General features: G+C 40.3%; 21 protein-coding genes. 11 read left to right on the forward strand and 10 right to left on the reverse strand.

Translation table 11 applies throughout. From position 1 onward, the window contains the following. The first annotated feature begins 14 nt into the window (after positions 1-14). A complete protein-coding gene (locus WKV44_06055) occupies positions 15-1,871 on the forward strand; it encodes an ABC transporter ATP-binding protein (GenBank protein ID MEM5948099.1) in 1,857 nt (618 codons plus the stop codon). Between the two features lie 117 nt (positions 1,872-1,988). Here WKV44_06055 and WKV44_06060 read toward each other — a convergent pair whose 3' ends face one another. Next, complete coding sequence (locus tag WKV44_06060) at positions 1,989-2,945, reverse strand: bifunctional 4-hydroxy-2-oxoglutarate aldolase/2-dehydro-3-deoxy-phosphogluconate aldolase (GenBank protein MEM5948100.1); 957 nt, start codon at positions 2,943-2,945, stop codon at positions 1,989-1,991. A 104-nt stretch (positions 2,946-3,049) separates the two neighbouring features. Beyond that, positions 3,050-4,492, reverse strand: coding sequence for an MATE family efflux transporter (locus tag WKV44_06065; GenBank protein MEM5948101.1), 1,443 nt, complete (start codon positions 4,490-4,492; stop codon positions 3,050-3,052). 79 nt (positions 4,493-4,571) lie between these two features. On the opposite strand from WKV44_06065, the gene WKV44_06070 reads away from it, so the two are divergent. Next, entirely contained in the window at positions 4,572-5,414 is an 843-nt protein-coding gene (locus WKV44_06070; GenBank protein ID MEM5948102.1) for an AraC family transcriptional regulator, read from the forward strand. A gap of 98 nt (positions 5,415-5,512) precedes the next feature. On the opposite strand, the gene lpdA is transcribed toward WKV44_06070, so the two are convergent. From lpdA to WKV44_06090, 4 genes are all read right to left on the reverse strand, one after another. After that, positions 5,513-6,901 carry a dihydrolipoyl dehydrogenase gene (gene lpdA / locus WKV44_06075; GenBank protein ID MEM5948103.1) on the reverse strand — a complete coding sequence of 463 codons (1,389 nt, stop codon included), beginning with the start codon at positions 6,899-6,901 and terminating at the stop codon, positions 5,513-5,515. A 110-nt stretch (positions 6,902-7,011) separates the two neighbouring features. Continuing rightward, the gene (locus WKV44_06080) at positions 7,012-7,980 is read right to left on the reverse strand and encodes an SDR family NAD(P)-dependent oxidoreductase (protein MEM5948104.1); all 969 of its coding nucleotides are present in this window, start codon (positions 7,978-7,980) and stop codon (positions 7,012-7,014) included. Between the two features lie 56 nt (positions 7,981-8,036). Continuing rightward, positions 8,037-8,249 carry a hypothetical protein gene (locus WKV44_06085; protein ID MEM5948105.1) on the reverse strand — a complete coding sequence of 71 codons (213 nt, stop codon included), beginning with the start codon at positions 8,247-8,249 and terminating at the stop codon, positions 8,037-8,039. 1 nt (position 8,250) lies between these two features. Further along, positions 8,251-8,637, reverse strand: coding sequence for a cytochrome b5-like heme/steroid binding domain-containing protein (locus tag WKV44_06090; protein MEM5948106.1), 387 nt, complete (start codon positions 8,635-8,637; stop codon positions 8,251-8,253). Positions 8,638-8,932: 295 nt separating this feature from the next. On the opposite strand from WKV44_06090, the gene WKV44_06095 reads away from it, so the two are divergent. Then, positions 8,933-10,099, forward strand: coding sequence for an OFA family MFS transporter (locus WKV44_06095; GenBank protein MEM5948107.1), 1,167 nt, complete (start codon positions 8,933-8,935; stop codon positions 10,097-10,099). Positions 10,100-10,174: 75 nt separating this feature from the next. On the opposite strand, the gene WKV44_06100 is transcribed toward WKV44_06095, so the two are convergent. The 3 genes from WKV44_06100 to WKV44_06110 are packed head-to-tail and all read right to left on the reverse strand — an operon-like array spanning position 10,175 to position 13,194. Further along, positions 10,175-10,372, reverse strand: coding sequence for a cation transporter (locus WKV44_06100; protein ID MEM5948108.1), 198 nt, complete (start codon positions 10,370-10,372; stop codon positions 10,175-10,177). Positions 10,373-10,385: 13 nt separating this feature from the next. Further along, positions 10,386-12,863, reverse strand: coding sequence for a heavy metal translocating P-type ATPase (locus WKV44_06105; protein MEM5948109.1), 2,478 nt, complete (start codon positions 12,861-12,863; stop codon positions 10,386-10,388). Positions 12,864-12,885: 22 nt separating this feature from the next. Further along, positions 12,886-13,194: a metal-sensitive transcriptional regulator gene (locus tag WKV44_06110; protein MEM5948110.1), complete on the reverse strand. Its 309-nt coding sequence runs from the start codon at positions 13,192-13,194 to the stop codon at positions 12,886-12,888. 179 nt (positions 13,195-13,373) lie between these two features. Here WKV44_06110 and WKV44_06115 point away from each other — a divergent pair, with 179 nt between their 5' ends. After that, positions 13,374-14,018 carry an SHOCT domain-containing protein gene (locus WKV44_06115; GenBank protein ID MEM5948111.1) on the forward strand — a complete coding sequence of 215 codons (645 nt, stop codon included), beginning with the start codon at positions 13,374-13,376 and terminating at the stop codon, positions 14,016-14,018. Between the two features lie 58 nt (positions 14,019-14,076). Next, the gene (locus tag WKV44_06120) at positions 14,077-14,316 is read left to right on the forward strand and encodes an LDCC motif putative metal-binding protein (GenBank protein MEM5948112.1); all 240 of its coding nucleotides are present in this window, start codon (positions 14,077-14,079) and stop codon (positions 14,314-14,316) included. A 154-nt stretch (positions 14,317-14,470) separates the two neighbouring features. Here the strand turns inward: WKV44_06120 and pgsA are convergent, their stop codons facing one another. Then, positions 14,471-15,055 (reverse strand): CDP-diacylglycerol--glycerol-3-phosphate 3-phosphatidyltransferase, encoded by a 585-nt coding sequence (pgsA, locus tag WKV44_06125; GenBank protein MEM5948113.1) that lies wholly within the window; start codon positions 15,053-15,055, stop codon positions 14,471-14,473. A gap of 240 nt (positions 15,056-15,295) precedes the next feature. Here pgsA and WKV44_06130 point away from each other — a divergent pair, with 240 nt between their 5' ends. The 6 genes from WKV44_06130 (at position 15,296) to WKV44_06155 (ending at position 22,164) form a co-directional block, all read left to right on the forward strand. Then, positions 15,296-16,093 carry a CDP-alcohol phosphatidyltransferase family protein gene (locus tag WKV44_06130; protein ID MEM5948114.1) on the forward strand — a complete coding sequence of 266 codons (798 nt, stop codon included), beginning with the start codon at positions 15,296-15,298 and terminating at the stop codon, positions 16,091-16,093. 184 nt (positions 16,094-16,277) lie between these two features. Further along, positions 16,278-17,450, forward strand: coding sequence for an iron-containing alcohol dehydrogenase (locus tag WKV44_06135; GenBank protein MEM5948115.1), 1,173 nt, complete (start codon positions 16,278-16,280; stop codon positions 17,448-17,450). Positions 17,451-17,527: 77 nt separating this feature from the next. Beyond that, a complete protein-coding gene (locus WKV44_06140) occupies positions 17,528-18,103 on the forward strand; it encodes a septal ring lytic transglycosylase RlpA family protein (protein ID MEM5948116.1) in 576 nt (191 codons plus the stop codon). A 214-nt stretch (positions 18,104-18,317) separates the two neighbouring features. Then, on the forward strand, positions 18,318-20,114 hold the full coding sequence (locus tag WKV44_06145) for a PAS domain S-box protein (GenBank protein ID MEM5948117.1): 1,797 nt from the start codon (positions 18,318-18,320) through the stop codon (positions 20,112-20,114). A gap of 108 nt (positions 20,115-20,222) precedes the next feature. Beyond that, positions 20,223-21,446 (forward strand): LL-diaminopimelate aminotransferase, encoded by a 1,224-nt coding sequence (locus tag WKV44_06150; GenBank protein ID MEM5948118.1) that lies wholly within the window; start codon positions 20,223-20,225, stop codon positions 21,444-21,446. Between the two features lie 4 nt (positions 21,447-21,450). Continuing rightward, positions 21,451-22,164, forward strand: coding sequence for a lysophospholipid acyltransferase family protein (locus tag WKV44_06155; GenBank protein ID MEM5948119.1), 714 nt, complete (start codon positions 21,451-21,453; stop codon positions 22,162-22,164). The last annotated feature ends 101 nt before the right edge of the window (positions 22,165-22,265 follow it).

Here is a 22,265-nt window from a genome sequence, read left to right on the forward strand (position 1 = left end):
CACAGGAAGAAAGCATGAACCAGACAAACAACACATATAAAAGACAACAACCCGCACCACCACAGATAGCAGGACGAGGTCCAGGTGCACATATGCGAGGCATACAGCCACCACCAATAGAAAACCCTTCAAAAACCATAAAAAAACTGTGGCAATACCTTAAACCATATAAAAAAACGCTTATAACAGTATTTGCAGCAGTAACAATATCCACAATACTGGGACTCATAGCCCCCCTATACCTAAAGAAAGCAATAGACACAATCACGACAATAAAAACAACAGGCAGCATGCACAGCGTACTTACAGCCATAATAACAATGGCAAGCCTATACCTAATATCAGCCCTGCTGACATGGATACAGATATCAGGAAGCATAAAAGCCGCACAAGGAGCACTATACAACATACGAGAAAAAAGCTTTAGAAAACTGCACAGACTCCCCATCCCCTATCTGGATAGAACACCTCACGGAGACATAATGAGTCGCTTTACCAACGACGTTGATACACTCACAACAGCATTTACACAGACACTCACACAACTATTCTCCAACATACTTATGCTGACAGGCTCAATAATAATGATGTTACTGCTATCCCCCATACTAACACTCCTCACAATGATAATCATACCACTTGCAATACTTGCAACAAAAATCATAGCAACAACAAGCAGAAAACAATTTAGAAGGCAGCAGGAAACAATAGGAAAACTCAACAGCATAGTAGAAGAAAGCGCAGGAGGACTCAGAGAAATAAAAGCATTTGGCAAAGAAAGAGAACTTCTGGATAATTTTATAAAAACAAACAATAACTATGCGGACGCAGCATTTAAAGCTATGTTTGTATCAAGCATACTCCCCCCGATAATGAACGCAATAAACGGACTCTCCTTTGCAATAATAGCAACAGCAGGAGGCTACCTTGCAATAAAAGGCATACTAACAGTAGGCATAGTGGCAGCCTTTCTCACATACTCACGCCAATTCTCCAGACCAATAAACGAAATAGCAAACCAGTTTACAATGATACAGAGCGCAATAGCAGGAGCAGAAAGAATCTTTCAGTTACAAGAAGAAACAGAAGAAAAAGAAAAGCAAAATGCACTAACAAAATTCTCCGCAGAAGGCAAATTAAAACTAAGTAAAGTAAACTTCTCATACATACCAGAAAAAAAAGTTCTCACGGACATAGATCTTACAGCAGAAGCCGGAGAGAAAATAGCAATAGTAGGCCCCACCGGAGCAGGAAAAACAACAATAGTCAACCTCCTTATGAGATTCTATACACCCCAAGAAGGAAAAATAGAACTGGACAGTACAGACATAGAGAACATAACACGTGCAGCACTGAGAAAGAACATAGGCATGGTACTGCAAGACACATACCTCTTCTCAGGCACAATAGCGGACAACATACGCTACGCAAAACCCAATGCAGATATGGACCAGGTAATCCGCGCAGCAAAACTTGCGGAAGCGGACAGCTTTATAAGACACCTGCCAGACGGATACAACACACAGCTTACTGACTCTGGAGCAAGCCTCAGTCAGGGCCAAAGACAGCTTATAACAATAGCTCGTGCAATACTTGCAGACCCTGCAATCCTTATACTTGACGAAGCAACAAGCAACGTAGATACAAGAACAGAAACACACATCCAGAAAGCACTCAAAACACTATTAAAAGGCAGAACAAGCCTTGTAATAGCACATAGACTTGGCACAATCCGCGATGCAGACAAAATATGCGTTATAGAAAACGGCAGAATAATAGAACAAGGCTCACACGAGGAACTCATGCAAAAGCAAGGAGCATATTACAGACTCTATCAAAACCATTATAAAAAACAAGAACAGGCAATATAAAACGCAAAAAAGGAAAACATACAGCACATAAAAAAGCAGGAAGGTAAGCAACCTTCCTGCCGTATTCCATATATATGCTAACAAATACAAATTAAGATTTAATACAAGCTATTTATCTCAGACCCTGATGAGATGCAAAGCAAAGCCCCCTACTTCCTTATCCAGATAAATCAGTTTAAGCCTGCCATTCTCTGTTCTGGCAGTCTCTTGCACTCCTTTAAAACCATATTGTGCAAGATATTCCAGAGCCCTCTCTACATTAAAGCATCCTATGGCAATATGCCCGTTAGCACCACGTAAAGGACTCTTCATCACCTCAAAGACAGAACCGGCAAAAATAGAAGCAGAACCCTCATTGACCGGAAATCCCATAACAGAGAGAATAGAAGCAGTCTCTCTTGCTTGGTCCGCATTCTCCTGGTTTATACCCATATGGACAAAGGAGAAACCCTGCAGCTTTAACCTAGCCTCACGACACAGAGCAGCTATCTGCTCCCACTGCTCATTATCAATAAGATCAGACTTAACCATCCAAGAACCGCCTATGGCAAGCACAGAATCCAGACGGGCATAGTCAGCAAGATTATTGGCATTAATACCACCAGTAGGAACAAACTTTACAGAACCAAAAGGAGCAGAAAGAGCCTTGAGCATAGAAGCTCCTCCATAATTCTCTGCAGGAAAAAATTTAAAAACATCCAACCCCAAAGAAAGTCCCTGCTCTATCAGAGAGGGATTGTTTATTCCCGGCAGTACAGGCACATCATTTTCCAGACACCACTCCACTGTCTTCTGATTAAAACCGGGAGAAACTATAAAAGACGCTCCGGCAGCAACTGCCTTTTTTGCAAGCTCAGGACTGATTACAGTACCTGCTCCTACAATAAGATCAGGAAGCTCCTCTCTCATCCTTCTGATTGCTTCCTCTGCAGCATCGGTGCGGAAAGTAACCTCTGCTACAGGAATACCACCTGAAATAAGAGCCTTCCCCAAGGGAACAGCATGAGAAGGATTATTGATTTTTATAACAGGAACAAGACCGATTTTACCAATCTTCTGCAACATATCATTCATACCTATAACCTCCGTTAAAAGGAACTATAACATATTAAAAATAAAAAATGAACCCATGTTTCAAAAAATATTTTTTTTTCTTCTAATTGCATAATCCGCATAATCTATAACTCCTCCATCACAACCTCGGTCTCCTCTATTTTTTTCTCATCGACAGAAGAAATATTTTTACGTCTAATCAATATAAGAACCGCCACAATCGCACTCACTCCCACCATCATATTACTTATAAGCATAGCAATACCAAGCCCTTCTGTCTTTAGACTGGTATAGTGCTGCATATACCAAAGCGGAGGAATACGAAAGACAAATAATCTCAAAAGATTAAGCAACATAGCAACCCTGGTATAGCCAAAACCAAACAAAAGCCCCATAACAGAGCTGGAAACAGCCAACAAAAGCGAAGTATAGCGCTCATAATTATACACCTTTGCAATCTCCAGAGCAAAAGCAGGATCACCCTTAGAAAAGAGATGAATAATAGAATCCTTATAAATACTCATAATAATAAAAAACATCACTCCCAAGATTACATTAATAGTACAAGTTATAGTAAAAGCCTTAAATGCACGCTTGGGATTATTATTCCCCAAATTCTGACTTATAATAGTTGTCTCAGCTTCCTGAAAACCAATCGTAGGCATAGTCGCAAGCCCAACTATCCTGTTGGATACCCCAAGCGCACCAATAGCCATACCACCATAAGCAGCACTCATACTGTTAACAACAACCTTCCCATAATGAAATATAAACTTACTCAGAAAAATGGGAATAGATATAATAAAAATCTCACGAACATCCTCCAGCAATATCCCAGATCTGCGACACGAACGTATAATATGACCACCTTCTCTCTTAAAAAAACCTCCAGCCGCAAAGATAAAGACAAAACTCTCAGCTATAATAGATGCAACAGATAAGAAAACAGGTCCCAAATACAGAACCTTGATAAAAAACAAGCTCAACATCAATCTGCTGACAAGTATCAACAGATTCCAATAAAAAATCTTCTTGGTATTTCCCCTGGCTCGCTCTATTGCAAAATAGAAAGTATTTATAAAAACAAAGATAAGACCAATAAGTTCCAACCTGAAAATAGCAGTACCCAAACCGGTAAGCTCATCTGGCATCTTAAATACTTTTAATACCCAGGGAGCAAACGGTAACACAAGGAAAACAATTATAACAATAAGCAGTAAAATAAGAATAAAAACGGTACCTATAAGACGTTGCTCTTTTACAGCATCGCCCGCCCCATTAGCCCTTGCTATCAGCACACCACCACCAAGGCCCAGTCCCAAACTAAAAGTTGTGAGAAGAGTCTGTATCTGAGATATAAAAGAAACGATAGAAACTACATCTGCTCCCATTGAAGCAGCAATAAGGATATCAAAAAAATTAAATATCTGCTTAATGCCATTATAGAACACAAGAGGCAAACCTATATAGAATACAACCTTCCATAAATTTTCATTAAGTATAAACTCCCGGTTACTGATCTTTCTATCAATACGATTATTCTTTAGTATAGCCTTGGAATTATTCATAAAAAGAGATATATAAAAAAAAAAGAAAAAAGACTGTGCATCTATTGTCAAAAATAGAAAAAAATATTCAAATATTATCATGCTTCCAGTCTCTGTTAAGATAGAAGACGAAACATGCAATATTCGCTTTATAAAAAACCCCCATGCCATCACAAATAAAAAACGACACTTTCACGAGTCATGGGAAATACTATACGTTGCCTCAGGGTCCAGAACTTTTTTCCATCAGAGAGCTACATATAAAATGAACCAGGGCTCCATAGCACTCATCCCTCCGGGAATATTACATAGAAGCATAAACGACAGTAGAGAAAGCTGCGAATTATACGCAATATATATAATAGATCAAAACGACCACCGTTTTTCATCTCTTTTCCCTATACTTGTATACTGGGCAGAAGAATACGAACCTGTATTACAATTTGACAATAAAACACGCTATCAAATAGAAGCACTTCTAAGCTCTATAGGAACAGAATTATTAAAAAAAGAACAATGGTATACAGAGGCTGTGTGGAGTCACCTCACAATACTCATAGCCAACATCTGCAGATACGCGGCAGAAAAACAAGGGACCCAACAACAACCTATGGATTCGCGCGTCACAAAAATAATAGAATGGCTTAACACACACTATCATGAGAAAATAAATCTTATACGAGCAGCCAAAGAAGTAGCAATAAGTCCAGCATATCTATCAAAACTCTTTCATAAAGTTACCAAAGTTAATTTTCAGGAATATCTTTCTTACATACGCATTCAACATGCCTGTAAAATGCTTGCAACGACCAGAGAACCAGTATACAACATTGCAGAGAAATGCGGATTTGGCAGTGTGACACAATTTGGCAGAGTATTCTTATCCTTTACAGGAGAAAAACCGATGGAATACAGAAAAAGGACTAACCAGCACTACTCCTAATAAAAAAACAATATAAAATTATACCGAACGGGAGGCTGAGCCAAAAAAGGCAGGAAAACATGCAGCCTCCCTGCCTCAGGCAAATATCAGCACAAAATTCAGAAATGAATAGCCCAACCCTCAGCCATACGCGCAGCTTCCATAACAGCCTCTGACAACGTAGGATGAGCATGAACCATCTCAGCTACATCAGAAAGAAGAAGCTCACTCTTTTTTGCAAGAAGCAACTCATGCACAAGCTCAGTAGCATCGGGACCCACTATATGTGCACCAAGAATCTCACTGGTATCATCATCAAAAACAAGCTTTACAAACCCCTCCACATCAGAAATAGCAACAGCTTTACCAACCCCGCGGAAAGGGAAAACAACAGAAGAAGCACTTATTCCCTGCCTTTTTGCCTCATCCGTAGTAAGACCAAAACCGGCAACCTGAGGCTCACAATACACAGCATAAGGAATCTCATCTGCAGCAAGAAGTTTTTCGTGAGCCTTCCCGGCAATATGAGAGACAGCGATCTCTCCCTCCTTGGAAGCAACATGGGCAAGAAGCGGAGAAGAAATAACATCACCTATAGCATAAACAGAATCGCAAGAAGTCTTATAATAATCACCAACTCTGACAAAGCCTTTTTCATCAAGCTCAACACCAATTTTATCAAGCCCAAGGCCAGAAGTATTGGGACGCCTACCTACGGAAACAAGAAGTCTCTCTGCAGAAAGCTCTTTCTTACCCTCAGAGGACTCAACAGAAAGAACAACCCCTTCTCCTGAGCAGTCAAGAGATAATGCCCTGGTAGAAGTCATAAACTCCACACCCCTCTTACCAAGCTCTTTGACAACATGTGCAGAAACCTCAGAATCCGTAAAAGGTAGTACCCTGTCAAGCATCTCTACAACAGTAACCTTGACACCAAAGGAACTCATAATATAAGCAAACTCCATCCCTATAGCTCCGGCACCAAGAATAAGCATAGTCTCGGGAAGAGAATCGGACATAATTGCATCATCAGAAGAAAAAACCTTTTTACCGTCAGGCTCAAATCCGGGAATGAGCACAGGAGAAGAACCCGTTGCAATAATAATCTTATCCGCAGTATAAGATTTGCCATCAACATCAACCGTATGAGCATCGGAAAACACAGCACTCCCTGTTATAACATCTACCTTATTCTTTTTAAGAAGATACTCAACGCCCTTATTAAGCCTCATTGCAACCTTGCGAGAATAATCAAAAACCTTTTTATAATCAAAACCTGAGGTATCAACAGAAACCCCTATAGAAGAAAGCTCCGACACAGCAGAACCATAAAGCCCTGCCATATGAATAAGTGCCTTAGAAGGAATACATCCTTTATTGAGACATACTCCACCAACTTTATCCTTCTCTACAACAGCAGCCTTCAAACCAAGCTGAGAAGCCCTTATTGCAGCAACATAGCCGCCAGGCCCAGCACCTATGACAAGAACATCATACATATACGACATAAACCCTCCTAAAATAAAAACAACAATCAAAAAATACTAAATACAGCAACACTCAGCAAGCAAAGCACAAAAAAACAATCGCAGAAAACCAAACAATAATATAAAAGATATCAACTACAAAGACCTGCAAGCTCCAGGCTTTTTTCCCATAGTTCTATTGCAGCATCACGATCAACAGCCGGTGGGGCAGGTTCTTCCAATGTAGTGTAGTTAAAGAATTTTCCATTTATATTGACAACATCAGGGGAAACACCGAGATAATACAGAGCTTCTGCTGACAACTCAGGAGAAGAAGAAAATCTGTCGATAAAATTGCGCTTATACCACTTATAAAACCTGCTATTTCCATGTCCAGAGTTGGTAACAACCATACCGGGGTGCATAGCATTTATAACAACAGAAGAACCCTCAAAATATTCTGCAAATATCAACATGGACAAAAGTTGAGCTGTTTTTGCAGCCCCATAAGCCTTAAGACCGCTATACCTTCTCTTTTCCCAGAAAAGGTCATCCATGTCCAACCCCCATGGAGCAAACCTATGCCCCTCCGAGCTTACAAAAATTATCCTGCAATCTCCCTGTTCTCTCAGCCTTTCCTTTAAAATAAAATTGATGATAAAAGAAGAGAGATAATTGACAACAAAGGTTGTCTCCATATTATCCTGAGTCATAGCCTTTTTTTCTAGAAACAGCCCTGCGTTGTGTATAAGGACATCTATTCTCTTAAGCTTGGCAAGCTCCTCTGCTGCATTACGCACATCATCCAAAACACTCTGGTCGGATACAATATAATCCACAGAAACATTATAAGTCTCTTCTATATATTTTTTAAGCTCTGCTGATTTTTGCTCATTACGATTGACAGCCACTATATTTGCACCCATTTGAGCATATTTTATGGCTGTATAATAGCCTATTCCGGAAGTTGCACCAGTTATTACAACAGTTCTACCAATAAAATCCCCCTCATAGACATCCGGTTTCTTAAAACTGTTTCTTACCATATTTACGATATTGGACACCTTATATCTTGGCCAATATCTTAGCAATCTGCTTTTTTTATTTTTTTCTGACAACATATACTCCTCAACCCAAAGGATTGTTTATCAAAGAGAATCTTATGCTATAAGCTGTCTCAGAAAAGATATACACTTACTGACAAAATCCCATGTATCAATGCAAAAATCACAGTCGTAACAGCAAAGCCCTTGTGAATTCTATAAAACCCTTTTATACGCTTTTTGTTTAAACCTATAATTGCAGTGATGATAAGAAGGAAAAAAGTGATAAGTCCAAGCCAGAAAATAAGCGGCTTACCAAGAATAGAAAAAAAAGCTATCTTTGTCACACTACTCTCCTGTCTTAAGATATCCTATTAGATAGTTCTCCAGCAGTTTTCTTGCTCTATCAGAATGTGGTGTTCCCGACCCCATAGGCCGCTCTTCAAAAAGTCTTGTGGCATCTTTACCGCAACCCTGAAGTATGGCCTTGCCTCCGGGGTGCATATTTACAAACTCCGTAAGATCGTAAACCTTATCGTCTATAACCAGCCAACACTCACCTGCATCCGCATGTTGTTTTACTTCCTCCATAGTATAATAGGAAAGAGGTTTTTCCACAGTTGCAGTCTCTTTAGAATCTGCTTGTATAGACTTCTTTTCCTGAGCACCTAGGGCAAAAGAAAAGAATGTACTCAAAAAGAACAATATAGCAATCAAATATATTTTTGTTTTCATAAAATCACTCCTGGAATTAATATTATACAAAATCAGTCATAAATCAAGAAAAATAAAGTCAGGACAAGAAAAGATAGTGCAAGAAAAAATTTTATACCGAACGTCGGACATCCTCCCTGCGTAGCTTGCAATTATGCCGCCGGAGGCAGCACTGACCGCGCAAGCGGGCTGTGCGTTCGGTATAAAACAAGCGTAGTCCTCCTGCCTGCAAAAAAAGGTGAATCTAATGGATATAATTGACCTCCGGCCGATAATATGTTTATCTATTTTACATCTTTAAAATAGAGGAGAAATAATGGGAATCAATCGCTATTTATATGTCATAGGCGGGATTTTAATATACATGTGTGTAGGAAGCATATACTCATGGAGTGTTTTTAGAAATCCTCTGGAAGAGCTGCTTGGTATAGGTTCTTTTGTAAGCGGGCTTCCTTATATGCTTTTTTTGTTGTTTTTTTCTCTGTCCATGCCCCTAGCAGGACGCTATATAAAAAAGCTGGGTGCTACTTTATCCGTAATGATTGGTAATGTATTGTTCCTAACAGGTTTTCTTCTAGCAGGTATATCGGGTAATATTGTTTTTATAACTATCGGTTATGGTTTGATATCGGGTATTGGCGTAGGTGTCATATACGGAGTGCCTATTGCTGTCGTATCCGGCTGGTTTCCAGAGAAAAAGGGACTTGTCATGGGGCTTACTCTTGCAGGTTTTGGGCTTTCTCCTTTTGTAACCGCTCCCTTTGCAAGGTATCTTATAGATTTGTTTGGTCCTATTAGGTCTTTTTCTATACTTGGTGTTGTATTTTTTATTACTATATTTATTTTTTCTCTTCTTATGAGGTTTGCTGACGGAGAGGGGGAAAGTACAAAGACTTCTCATAATGATTCTCTTTTTGCTGATAAAAGGTTCTACGGATTGTGGATAAGCTATCTTATAGGTACTACTGCTGGTCTTATGGCCATTGGTATGACCAGTCCTTTTGCACAGGAAATAATAGGTATGGATGGGGATACTGCTGCTGTTATGGTTTCTGTTCTCGCTATTTTTAATGCATTGGGACGTCCTCTTTTTGGTATGCTGACTGATAAAATAAAGCCTTTTAAGGTTATTGTTATTTCTTTTTTGCTTATTATTGCGGCATCCGCTATGGGGTTGTGGCTTTCTGAGGGAATGTCTGTTTTGTTCTTTGTTGTTTTTGCTTCTTTGTGGCTATCTCTTGGCGGTTGGCTGGCTATTGCACCTGCTGCTACGTCCTTCATATTCGGTCATGAGAGGTTCTCTGCCAATTATGGTATCATGTTTGTTGCTTATGGTATGGGTGCGGTTGTTGGTACGTCAATTTCCGGACAGATTAAGGATATGTTGGGTTCATACGAGCTTGCTTTTTATCCTGTTATAGGTCTTACTCTGATTGGTCTCCTTGTTGCTTTTCTTACACTCAGAGAGAAAACGGCTGCTTAGTGCTCTATTAGAATATTGCTTGCCAAAAAGGGCTGCCGCACAGGGTGACGGCAACCCGTTCGATATAATGTTGTTTTATAAAGATTTTACTGTGTAACCTGCGTCTTCTATAGCGTTTTTTATATCTCTGTCGCTGATTGTGTCACTGGCTTTTACTGTTGCTTTTCCTATTTCTACGTTAACGACTTCTAGACCCAATGAGCTAAGAGCTTGTTTTATGTGCATTACACAGTGTTGACAGGACATGCCGTCTATTGTGATTGTCTTTTCCATGGATTCCTCCGTGTTAGTTGGTTTTGTCCGCCTCAGGGCGGAAAAATTTTAATCTCAGTGCGTTGCTTACTACCGACACTGAGCTAAATGCCATAGCAAGTGCTGCTATCATAGGGTTGAGCAAGAAGCCGCCAAGTGCGTATAAAACGCCGGCTGCTATGGGTATACCAAGGGTATTGTATGCAAATGCCCAAAACAGGTTCTGCTTGATGTTTCTTATTGTTGCACGGGATAGTTCTATTGCTCTGACTACGTCTAAGAGGCTGTTTCTTATGAGGACTATGTCAGCTGATTCCATCGCAACGTCTGTTCCAGAGCCTATGGCTATGCCTGCATCCGCTTGGGCCAGGGCTGGTGCGTCATTGATTCCGTCTCCAACCATGCCTACAAGCCTTCCGTCTTTTTGCAATTTTTTTACTTGATTTGCTTTGTCCTGTGGCAGAACTTCTGCCATGACCAAGTCTATTCTGACTTGTTTTGCTATTGCTTCTGCTGTTTTCCTGTTATCTCCGGTTATCATTGCTGTTTTTATACCTTTTTTGTGCAAAAGTTCTATTGCTTTTGCACTGTCCACTTTGAGTGTATCTGCAACAGCTATTATGCCTGCAAATTGTCCATCAATTGCAATAAGTATTGGCGTTTTCCCCTGTTCTGCCAGAGTAGAGAAATTGTCCTCGGCCTTTCTACTGTATCCTGATATGCCTTTCTCATGGAGAAGTTTATCGTTTCCTATTATGACAGTATTATTGTCTACCACCGCCTCTATCCCCCTGCCAGGTAGTGCGAAAAATTGTGTGACTTCTGCCAGCTTGAGCGATTTCTTTTCTGCTTCCTCTATTATTGATTCTCCCAAAGGATGTTCTGACGCCTTTTCTGCGCTTGCCGCAAGAGACAAAAGCTGAGTTTCCAGAAATCCCTCTTCTGCGATTATATCCGTTACAATGGGTTTTCCTTCTGTAAGTGTTCCTGTTTTATCAAATACTATTGTATCCAACTTACCAAGTACCTCAAGTGCTCCGCCACTTTTTATAAGCACTCCGTTTTCCGCTCCTTTGCCCGTACCAACCATTATTGCCGTTGGTGTTGCAAGACCCAAAGCACACGGACAGGCTATCACCAGAACAGATATGAATATGGTAAGAGAAAAAAGTGCATTTCCCCCCACAATATACCAGATGATGGCTGACAGTACTGCTATTGCTATAACAACAGGCACAAAAACTCCTGCAACTATGTCTGCAAGCCTTGCAATGGGTGCTTTGCTTGCCTGTGCATCTTCCACAAGTTTTATTATCTGAGACAGCACAGTATCTTTGCCCACTCTGCTTGCTTTTACCCTTAACATGCCGTTCTTGTTAACCGTACCACCTACCACCTCATCTCCTACTTGTTTTGATACAGGAATACTTTCTCCTGTGAGCATGGACTGGTCTACAGAACTTAGGCCATCTACGACAATACCGTCTACCGGTATTTTCTCTCCAGGTCGAACGATAAAAATATCCCCAACCTCCACTTCTTCTACAGGTATCTCTATTTCTTGTCCGTCGTGTATAACATGTGCAACCTTAGGTCTTAGTCCCATAAGCTTCTTGATGGCATCGGAGGTTTTATTTTTAGCCAGGGTCTCAAGATATTTTCCCATCATTATGAGAGTGATTATTACAGCAGCTGTCTCAAAGTACAAATCTCCGACATATTGCGTATTTCCCATAGCTATCATTATTGTAGCAAACAAGCCATAGATAATTGCAGAGCTTGTTCCTATAGCAATAAGGCTGTCCATATTGGGCGCTCCTTTTAAAAGAGCCTTAAATCCAACAGTATAAAACTTATAACCTGCAATAACAGAGGGTATGACAAGCAAAAGCTGTATCAGAGCAAAACCCAAAGGATTATGAGAAGGAGATATTATCTCAGGAAACTTGAGCCCAAGCATGTGTCCCATAGCAATTATAAGAAGGGGCAAAGCAAATATGGCAGAAACAATCAGCCTTACACGCATTGCTCGCATTTCTTTTTCTTTTCTTTCTTTATCCTTATCCCTATTGTCGGATACATCCACATCAAGAGGCTTATAACCCGCATCACTTATGGCCTTTTTTATCACAGATAGCCTTGTCTCAGAAGGATTATATTTTATAAAAGCCTTCTCCGTAGTAAGATTAACTGATATATAAGTTACACCGTCTACCTTCCCTACTGCTTTTTCTATACGGGCTACACACGAAGCACAAGTCATCCCCTCTATTGGTATACTTACCTCGCGTTCCGAAACGGGGTCATCCAATCCATATCCTGCTGATTCTACAACACTAAAAATTCTATCTTTATTGGCAACATTACTGTCGTATTCTACAACCAGCTTTTCCGTTGCAAAATTGACATTGGCAAACTTTATTCCATCCAGCTTGCTCAACTTCTTTTCTATAGTGTTGGCACAAGCCACACAGCTCATACCTTTTACCAAAAACTCTTTTTTCTCTACCATATCATACTCCTTGGCTACGGCTTTACTTTATCATCCTTCTTATAGTAGCAATAAGCTCGGGGATAACTCCTTCTTCTCCGCTCATTATTTGCTCCTTTACACAACTTCTTATATGTGCATCAAGAAGCAATGTAGAAACACCTGAAAGAGCAGCCCTTACAGAGGTAATCTGGTTGAGAATTCCATCGCAATAGACATCTTCTTCTATCATCTTCTTTATTCCTCTGATCTGACCTTCTATCCTGTTAAGCCTCTTTATAAGAGCATCTTTTGTCTCTTTATCATGATGAGCATGTCTTTCTTCTATACTACAACTTTGACAAGTTTCCATTTACTTCTCCTTAAAAATATACCCCCTCCCCCTATACAAAATACTATATATAGCAAAATCTGTCAAACATTATGATATGTTTTGTAAAAAAAAAGTTTATAAATTATGTAACATATATACCCCCTAGGGGTATTTTATAGTATATTTAAATTATAATCCATTAATAAGAGGAGAGACATATGAATAATTTAAAACTAAGAAAAATAGGCATAGTTATTGTGCTTGCTTTTCTTACACTAGCCCCTGTTATGGCAGATTCTGATCACGCCAATTTATCAGTAGGCAGCGTTTTACAGGAAATCATGCAAAAACAGGGTGTAAACAATGAAAAAGACATAGACATAGCCCATGTTCCGGAAGAACTTCTGGAAGAACTTGGAGATGCAGTTATGGAAGAATCCCATCCAGGCACAGCTCATGAGTTTATGGATACTATGATGGGTGGCGAAGGCTCTGAGTCCCTAAGACAGGCTCATATAAATATGGGATACAACTACCTGCTTTCTTTGACAAAAGGAACCGGTTCTTGGGGAATGATGGGACCATATAATATGATGGGCACAGGAATGATGGGAGCGTGGGGAGGCTCTTCTTATACCCCTTTTTTTAGATACGGAGGCATAATTATGATGATTTTTGGTTTTCTAGTTATAGCAGGACTTATTGCATTGATAGTAATGTCAGTAAGACAGACAGGATTCTTTAGAAAGCTTTCTTCTACAGAAGATGATGAAAACCCCCTTGATATTCTGGACAGAAGACTGGCAAGAGGAGAAATCACAGAAGAAGAATACGACAAACTAAGAAAAAAGCTTACAGACTAAATTTTAGGGCGGGAAATAATCCGCCCTAAAATCAGCTTACAATAACACGGAGGAAATCATGGCAGGAATCATATCTAAGCTAAAAAAATGGGTAGACAAACTAGCAGAAGATAATAAAAAGACCTTTGGAAACAACGCCACCCTGGACTGCTGTAATCTTCCAGGCAAAAAAGCAACAGAAAAAAGAACAGAGACAATGCCAGAAAGCAACTCCTATTATAGCACGGCAGACGCAGAGCTAATCCAATATGAACAAGAATACAACAAAACAACAGAAAACCATAAAAGTAAACAATAGATTATACAACAAGGCATACCACAACGGTAGTAAACACCTTGCACTATAGAAATAGTTTACGCATCACTCCACAAAGTGACATCGTTATTTTTGTAGCGGCTGTGCAGCCGCTTTTTGTTGTACCCGACTAACACAGCTCAACAGAGAACAACTTCTATTTTTCCTGTCTAAAAAAGCTCACAGCCACTCTAACATAATCAATAAAAGACATATAAGCCAAAACAATGCTTACAGAAAAGCAGACAATCATTGCGACATTGAGATAAGATAGCCAGCCCAGAGCCGGGAAAATGTGCGGCCAAGAAAAGACAGCAAGCCCCATAAAAGTAGAAACAGAATAGAACACAGACTTTAGCTTTCCCCCTGCCCTCGCACCCATAGCAAAACCATGTCTTGAGAGAATCATTCTCAAAAAAAGAATCCCTAACTCTCTGTACATGATAAGTAAAAAAATCCATGCAGGCAGAATCCCTGCAACAACAAAAGCAAGAAAATAAGTAAGCCTTGCCACCACATCCGCAAAAGGATCCAGCAGTTTACCTATGTCGCTCACATTACCTGTCCTCCTCGCTACCATACCGTCAAAAAGATCACTTATCTCCATGACAGCATAAAGAACCCACAGTCCGAGCAGGACAGAAAAAACCGGCCTTGTTTTGGCAAGACCAAAAAGCACAAAAAAAACAGGCGCAAGAACAATGCGCGAAGAAGTAAGGATATTGGCAGCATGTTTCTTCATAATTAGCAGGCTAGTACAAGGCACAGCATTTGTCAACATAAACACCGAACGGCAGAGCTGCGGCTTTCCAAATAGAGAAAAAAGACGCAGCTCTGCCTGCCTGCGGCATATAGAAAAAACGAATACTTTTGGCACTATCAAAAATCAAAATCCTGCATTTTTTACTATTTTCTATCAAAAAAAATATAACACAATAGGTTTTATTGACACCATTTTCTTTTAACTATACAGTAAAAAATCATGGAAAAAGAAAAATACACCCCCGTTGCACATATTTGTGGTACTGTTCTGCTTCTTGCAGCAATACAGTGGGGTTTTGTAGCTGCTCTTATATTGATTTATGATATCACAATAACAAAACCCCTCATGGTTTTCTTCATAAGTTCTGCAGCATATCACACAGCTATGGCAGCTTTTTTGCTGATACAAAGAAAAGACTTTTATAACATAGAACACAAGCGTTTTCTTCTAAGAATCAATATACCCAACTATCTTAGCCTGTTTAGACTGAGTTCCATGCCTACAGTAACGCTTCTTCTTGTTCTTGCATGGCAATATCCAATTGCTATTATAGTCCTTGTATTTACAGCAATTGTTTTTTTGACAGATTTTCTTGACGGATATATTGCAAGAAAAACCAATCAGATTACAAGGATTGGCCGTTATCTTGACAGCATGAGCGACTACGCCATCCTGATAGTAATCTCCATTGTCTTCTATAATTATCATCTCATACCCATGTGGTTCTTATGGGTGGTAATTGCAAGACTGTTTATACAAGGAATCGGAATGGGAGTTCTTCTCCTCATAAAAGGAAAAGTCAGAGTAGAAAGCTCATTTCTTGCCAAAACAAGCATTTTTTCTATAATGGTTGTATACGGTCTTCACATACTAAGCTTTTTCTATACATTGGAAATTCTCAACACGTATATTCTTCCTATAGTAGACATTATAGCAAGCATTATCCTTGCAATCTCACTTGCAGAAAAGCTTGCAAAGCTCTGGCAGTATAGCAAGCTACCTCCAGAGGAAATCTGATTTTTAACTACTGCTATTAATAGCGAATCATTTATTTCTTCCGCTGGTAGGCAGCACGGACCGCGCAGCGGGTCGTGCGTTCGGTATTATTTGTTTTTACACGGTCTTAGTTGACTTTGTTGCATAAGTAGCCTGAGTGGTGTTTTTATGTTATATTAAAAAAAATATATATGAGGGAGAGGTTATGATTGATTTTTACTTTTGGAATTATACAAGGGTTGTTTTTGGGCTTGAGGCAGAGAAGGAGCTTGAGTCCCATCTGGAGCTGCTGGGAGATAAGGTGCTTTTGCACTATGGAGGCGGTTCTATCAAGCAGATAGGTCTCTACGATACCGTGATAAAGACTCTCAAAAAGGCCGGGGTGAGTTTTGTGGAGCTGGGCGGGGTTAAGCCCAACCCAAGACTGAGTTTGGTGTACGAGGGTATTGAGCTATGCCGTAAGGAAGGTGTGACGGGTATTCTTGCAGTAGGCGGCGGTAGTGTTATAGATTCGGCAAAGGCCATTGCAGCAGGTGTGCCTTATGATGGAGATGTGTGGGATTTCTATACAACAGATAAAAATCCGGATAAAGCTCTTCCCATAGGGGTTATGCTTACACTCCCAGCTGCAGGCAGTGAGACAAGTACCGGCAGTGTAATAACCAAGGAGGAAGGTGAGCTCAAGCGAGACACGGGTTCTCCTATCTTGAGGCCCCAGTTTGCAATTCTCAATCCCAAGTGGACGCTCAGTCTTCCCTGGTATCAGACGGCATGCGGTATAAGCGATATGTTTGCCCATATAATGGAAAGGTATTTTACTACAGTAGAACATGTTGAGCTTACGGATAGAATGGCAGAGGGTGCAATGAAGACTATAATTCATCAGGCATACAGGCTCAAGGAGAATCCGGATAACCTGGATGCAAGAAGCGAGATTATGTGGGCTGGGACTGTTGCACACAATGATATCTTGCATACAGGACGTATCGGCGACTGGGCAACTCATATGATAGAGCATGAGCTCAGCGGGATATACGATATAGCGCATGGTGCAGGACTCAGCATAGTATTCCCCGCATGGCAAAAATACATGCTGGACAAGCATCCACAGAAAATTGCTCAATTTGCCCACAGGGTTTTTGATATAGACTATTATCAGGATGATATAAAAGAGACCGCTCGCATGGGCATAAAGCGTCTAGAAGAGTTCTACCGAGATATGGAGCTTCCCGTAAGGCTCAAGGATGCAGGCATAGGCACCGACAGAATCCGGGAGATGGCAAAGAAGGCCACCAGAGATGATAAAATCAAGCTTGGAAACTTCCATAAGCTGGACAGCAAGGCAATAGAAGAGATACTGCATCTTGCAGCAGAATAAAAGTCATGATAGAAAAAAATAAGGGAGAGGATAGTCCTCTCCTTTATTTTTGCAAGTATAACCCGATTATAAGACAGATGAAGCGAGTATTCCTTTTTTTTGCATTCATTACAGCAGCAAACATCGCAGCACTTGAGCTGCAGGGCTATGCCTCATGGTATGGCCCGGGATTTGCGGGAAAACTAACTGCTTCAGGGGAAGTATTTGACCCTCAGAAACTCACAGCTGCACACAGAGACCTGCCATTTGGTACAAAAATACGCGTAACAAACCTTTCCAATAACAGGACAGTAGTGGTCACAATCAACGACAGAGGACCTTTTGTAAAAAACCGCATAATCGACCTGTCAAAAAAAGCAGCAGAAGAACTGGACATGATAAAAACAGGCACGGCACTTGTAAAGCTGGAAATCATCAGCATTCCCAAAGGGCAGGAAAGACCGGTAATCCTGCAGGCAGGTGCATTTAAAGACAAAAAAAATGCAGAACAACTATGCAGCCTGCTAAAGAAACATAAAATAAGCGCAATAATAGAAGAAACCCATACAAATTATAAAGTAATAGTTTACACAAAGAGCTCTTTGGAGAAGGCAACAAGAGAAAAGCTTGCAAAACTGGGCATAAAGAATGTCTTTAAGCGAAATAAAAAATAATACCGAACGTCGGGGCCGCGCCAAATAAAAGCAAAGCAGGAAAGGTGCAGCCCCTCCTGCCTTCGGCGAGGTATTTTTCCATCCAGAACACTATTGCATTATATTTTTTATTATGTCAGATCCTGCCGGAGGCAGTGCGTGACGCTGCAACGTCATCGCACGTTCGGTATAAAATTTGTTTGTAAAATTGGACAAAATATCTGATAATTATATTATGGCAAAAATTATGCTTGTGGAGGATGAGGCACTCATCGCTCTGGATATAAAAAACAGTCTGGAGTCGGCCGGACACGAGGTTCTCTTGGCGGCCAATGCAAAAAAAGCGCTGGAATGTACAGAAAATAACCAAGATATAGAGCTTTTTATTCTGGATATAGGGCTTGATGGGAAACTGAGCGGGATAGAGCTTGCAGAAAAAATACGCAAGACAAAAAAAGAGAGCATAATATTTTTTTCCAACTTTTCGGACAACGATACACTCAACAGGCTTGCAAAGATAGAAAACAGTATATTCCTTCCCAAGCTTATATCTAGAGAGATTCTCATAAGCAATATTTCTCTTTTGTTACATACCACAAAGAAAAAAAGAAAAAGGACAACTATAAATCCCATAAGCACGGCTTTTGCAGAGCTTTTTGAGACTATGGAGGAGGGAGTAAGTCTTAATCAGCTTGTGCCAGATATAAAAACTCCCACAGGCTATAAGATTATCAGGGTAAATCAGGCTTTTTGCAATATCATAGGAAAGAAAAAAGAAGAACTGGAAGGCAAGATGGCAAATGAGGTTTTGCCGTCACTACCGGAGCATTTTGTAGAAAAGATGCTGGAGGTTGTAAGAGAAAGAAAATCTCAGAGGTTTAATCTGCATCTGGAGGATATCGATAGGCATCTTTCCGTATCACTCATTCCGTGGAACATGGGCTTCGGTGCCATATGGAGAGACATAACAGAAGAAATAAAGCTGACAGAGGCTCTTAGAAAAAGTGAGAGCCGCTACAGGGTGCTAGTGGAGAATCAGACTGATATGGTGGTTAAGGTGGATACAGAGGGACGTTTTTTGTATGTTAGTCCTTCTTATTGTGCTGTTTTTGGCAAAAGTGAGGAAGAACTTCTTGGCCGTTCTTTTGTCCCGCTGGTACATCCAGACGACAGAGAATCGACTCTCAAAGCAATAGAGAATGTATACAGACCACCTTATACTGCCTACATGGAACAGCGTGCCATTACCAAGGACGGTTATAGATGGATAGCGTGGAGCGACAGCGCTATTATGGATGAAGAAGGAAACATAAAGGCCATAATAGGAGTAGGAAGAGATATCCACGATAAAAAAACAGCGGAGATAGAACTTAATAAAACAAGAAAGAAGCTAGAGGAAACTCTAGAAGAAAAAGAAATTTTGCTTAAAGAGCTCATCCACAGGGTAAAAAATACTCTATCTTTGATTCTGAGTTTTATACATCTGGAAAAAGCTTCCTGGGATAACAAGAGATTTTTGAGCAGGATGGATTCTCTTGAAGCAAGGATAAAGTCTTTATCAGAACTCTATGGGCTTTTGCACTCTACGGGGAACATAAAAAAGATAGATGTATCTTTTTATATAGAAAAACTTGTGGAAACAATCATAAAAGCCTATGGGATGTATCATAAGATAGAACTTGTTACAAAGCTTGACAGTATAAAGATGCCAGCAAAGGAGGCAACAAGTATAGGACTAATAGTGACAGAAACAGTAACCAATGCCTGCAAATATGCTTTTGAAGGAAGAGAAAGTGGCAGGCTATCCATACAACTAAATAAGAAAGACGACCTAATATATATAAATATAGAAGACAACGGGATAGGCATACAGCAAAAAGAAGGGGAAAAAGGAGAAGATTTTGACCAATCAACACATGGTGGACTAGGATTGCAGCTTATTCCCCTTCTTGTACAGCAGCTTGGCGGGGACATAGAGACATCAACAGACAACACCGGTACTCGCATATGCATATCCATACCTGGGAAGTAATAAAATATATTTTATATTACCTGTCTGTTTTCTTAGCTCTTTTGTGGCGGTTTGATTTTTATTTTTTTTTAAGCTAGAATCCGCTATAAAAACAACAGGAGTTAAGATATGATCAAGATAAATTCTAATTATTCCAAGCTCAAGGCTTCTTATCTTTTTTCTACGATAGCAAAGAAAGTATCGGAATATCAGAAAAATAATCCGGATAAGAAGATAATAAAGATGGGTATAGGTGATGTTACTTTGCCTTTGCCTCCTGCTTGTGTTGCAGCTTTTTCTTCTGCAGTGGAGGAGATGGGCAAAGCCGATACTTTTAGGGGATATGGTCCAGAACAGGGATATGAGTTTTTGAGAAAGGCCATAGCAGATAATGATTTTAAGGCAAGGGGTATGGATATAGAGCCGGATGAGATTTTTGTCTCTGACGGTGCTAAGAGCGACAGTGCTAATATACAAGAGCTTTTTGCAGAGGATGTTAGGGTTGCAATACAGGACCCTGTTTATCCTGTATATCTAGATACCAATGTCATGGCTGGAAGATCAGGAGAACCGGCTGATGGCAGATATGATAATATAACATATCTTCCGTGTGTTCCCCAAAACAATTTTCTCCCGGATATTCCTGCTGAGACTGTGGACCTAATATACCTCTGCTATCCCAACAATCCTACTGGCGCTGTGGCGGATAAGACTTATCTCAAAAAATGGGTGGATTACGCAAGAGAAAACAAGTCTATTATTATTTTTGATGCTGCTTATGAGGCTTTTATAACTGACGAGAATATCCCCCACTCCATATATGAGATAGAAGGTGCAAAAGAGGTTGCAATAGAGATAAGAAGTTTTTCCAAGACAGCAGGTTTTACAGGCACAAGATGTGCTTACACAGTTGTTCCCAAGGAATGTATTATAAAAGACGAGAACAAAACAGAGTACAGTCTCAATGCCATGTGGTTTAGGAGACAGAGTACCAAGTTTAACGGAGTGTCTTACCCTGTGCAGAGGGCAGCAGAGGCTGTATACAGCGAGGAGGGTAAAAAACAGGTCAAGGAAAATATTGCATATTATCTAGAAAACGCACGTATTCTCAGAGAAGCCCTGGAGGGTCTGGGATATGAGTGTACGGGAGGTAAAAACTCTCCTTATATATGGATAAATACAGGCAAGGATTCCTGGGAGTTCTTTGACATGCTTCTTGATAAGGCACAGATTGTGTGTACTCCGGGTAGTGGATTTGGTAAGGCTGGAGAGGGTTTTGTACGGTTTAGCGCTTTTAACAGCAGAGAGAATGTTATAGAAGCTGCAGACAGATTAAAAAGGTTGCTGGGTTAGTTTTATGAGGAGTGTGGCTTTTCTTCTGTTTTTTATAGTGGGTCTCTTTACTATCTATGTTGTAACTCCGCTTTACTATATATTTAGTTTGTTTTCAAAAAGGCTTGCTAGTTATTTTCGCTGTGTTGCACCAACTGTGTGGGCAAAGTCTATTTTTATGATGGTGGGTGCTCCTGTTACGGTTGAGGGCAGAGAGAACCTTCCTGCGCATAACAGGATTTGCTTTGTTGCCAATCACGAGAGCTATGCAGATATCCCTCTTGTTTTTATTGCAACACGCAGATCCCCCGGGTTTATAGCCCGCAAAGGGCTTGAGAAGGTGCCAGTAGTAGGGTTATGGATGTACATCCTCAAGTGTGTGCTTATAGATAGAAAAAGCCTCAGACAGGGTAAGCTTGCCATAGAAAAAGGCGCAGAACAGATAAAAAAAGGTACTCCCATGGTGATTTTCCCAGAAGGTACGCGCTCCAAGAGCTACAAGATGCGTCCGTTTAAGGGCGGTAGCTTTAAGCTTGCGTTTTTATCTGATGCTACTATTGTTCCACTTAGTATTGTAGGAAGCTTCAAGCTGTATGAGGAATACGGGGCTGTAAGGTCTCATCCCGTAAAGGTGGTTATTCACAAACCAATAGAGATAAAAAGTCTTTCACAAGAGGAGCGCATAACTCTTCCAGAGAAGGTACAGGAGATTATTGCTTCTGCTCTTCCCGATGCCTAAGAGGCTTTGATACCGAAAGGGCTTAACGCATAGCGTTAAGCCCTTTTTATGTTTGTCATATTAGTGTTTTAAACAGGTGTGCGTATTGTTTCTTATCCGTT

The organism is Spirochaetia bacterium 38H-sp (genome assembly GCA_039023545.1).
Classification (GTDB): Bacteria; Spirochaetota; Spirochaetia; order Winmispirales; family Winmispiraceae; genus Rarispira; species Rarispira pelagica.

What these genes read in the sequence shown, in the direction of transcription:
- WKV44_06055 (MEM5948099.1), top strand. Translation starts at nt 15, where the DNA reads ATGAACCAGACAAACAACACATATAAAAGACAACAACCCGCACCACCA.
- WKV44_06060 (MEM5948100.1), bottom strand. Translation starts at nt 2,945, where the DNA reads ATGAATGATATGTTGCAGAAGATTGGTAAAATCGGTCTTGTTCCTGTT.
- WKV44_06065 (MEM5948101.1), bottom strand. Translation starts at nt 4,492, where the DNA reads ATGAATAATTCCAAGGCTATACTAAAGAATAATCGTATTGATAGAAAG.
- WKV44_06070 (MEM5948102.1), top strand. Translation starts at nt 4,572, where the DNA reads ATGCTTCCAGTCTCTGTTAAGATAGAAGACGAAACATGCAATATTCGC.
- lpdA (MEM5948103.1), bottom strand. Translation starts at nt 6,901, where the DNA reads ATGTCGTATATGTATGATGTTCTTGTCATAGGTGCTGGGCCTGGCGGC.
- WKV44_06080 (MEM5948104.1), bottom strand. Translation starts at nt 7,980, where the DNA reads ATGTTGTCAGAAAAAAATAAAAAAAGCAGATTGCTAAGATATTGGCCA.
- WKV44_06090 (MEM5948106.1), bottom strand. Translation starts at nt 8,637, where the DNA reads ATGAAAACAAAAATATATTTGATTGCTATATTGTTCTTTTTGAGTACA.
- WKV44_06095 (MEM5948107.1), top strand. Translation starts at nt 8,933, where the DNA reads ATGGGAATCAATCGCTATTTATATGTCATAGGCGGGATTTTAATATAC.
- WKV44_06100 (MEM5948108.1), bottom strand. Translation starts at nt 10,372, where the DNA reads ATGGAAAAGACAATCACAATAGACGGCATGTCCTGTCAACACTGTGTA.
- WKV44_06105 (MEM5948109.1), bottom strand. Translation starts at nt 12,863, where the DNA reads ATGGTAGAGAAAAAAGAGTTTTTGGTAAAAGGTATGAGCTGTGTGGCT.
- WKV44_06110 (MEM5948110.1), bottom strand. Translation starts at nt 13,194, where the DNA reads ATGGAAACTTGTCAAAGTTGTAGTATAGAAGAAAGACATGCTCATCAT.
- WKV44_06115 (MEM5948111.1), top strand. Translation starts at nt 13,374, where the DNA reads ATGAATAATTTAAAACTAAGAAAAATAGGCATAGTTATTGTGCTTGCT.
- WKV44_06120 (MEM5948112.1), top strand. Translation starts at nt 14,077, where the DNA reads ATGGCAGGAATCATATCTAAGCTAAAAAAATGGGTAGACAAACTAGCA.
- pgsA (MEM5948113.1), bottom strand. Translation starts at nt 15,055, where the DNA reads ATGAAGAAACATGCTGCCAATATCCTTACTTCTTCGCGCATTGTTCTT.
- WKV44_06130 (MEM5948114.1), top strand. Translation starts at nt 15,296, where the DNA reads ATGGAAAAAGAAAAATACACCCCCGTTGCACATATTTGTGGTACTGTT.
- WKV44_06135 (MEM5948115.1), top strand. Translation starts at nt 16,278, where the DNA reads ATGATTGATTTTTACTTTTGGAATTATACAAGGGTTGTTTTTGGGCTT.
- WKV44_06140 (MEM5948116.1), top strand. Translation starts at nt 17,528, where the DNA reads ATGAAGCGAGTATTCCTTTTTTTTGCATTCATTACAGCAGCAAACATC.
- WKV44_06145 (MEM5948117.1), top strand. Translation starts at nt 18,318, where the DNA reads ATGGCAAAAATTATGCTTGTGGAGGATGAGGCACTCATCGCTCTGGAT.
- WKV44_06150 (MEM5948118.1), top strand. Translation starts at nt 20,223, where the DNA reads ATGATCAAGATAAATTCTAATTATTCCAAGCTCAAGGCTTCTTATCTT.
- WKV44_06155 (MEM5948119.1), top strand. Translation starts at nt 21,451, where the DNA reads ATGAGGAGTGTGGCTTTTCTTCTGTTTTTTATAGTGGGTCTCTTTACT.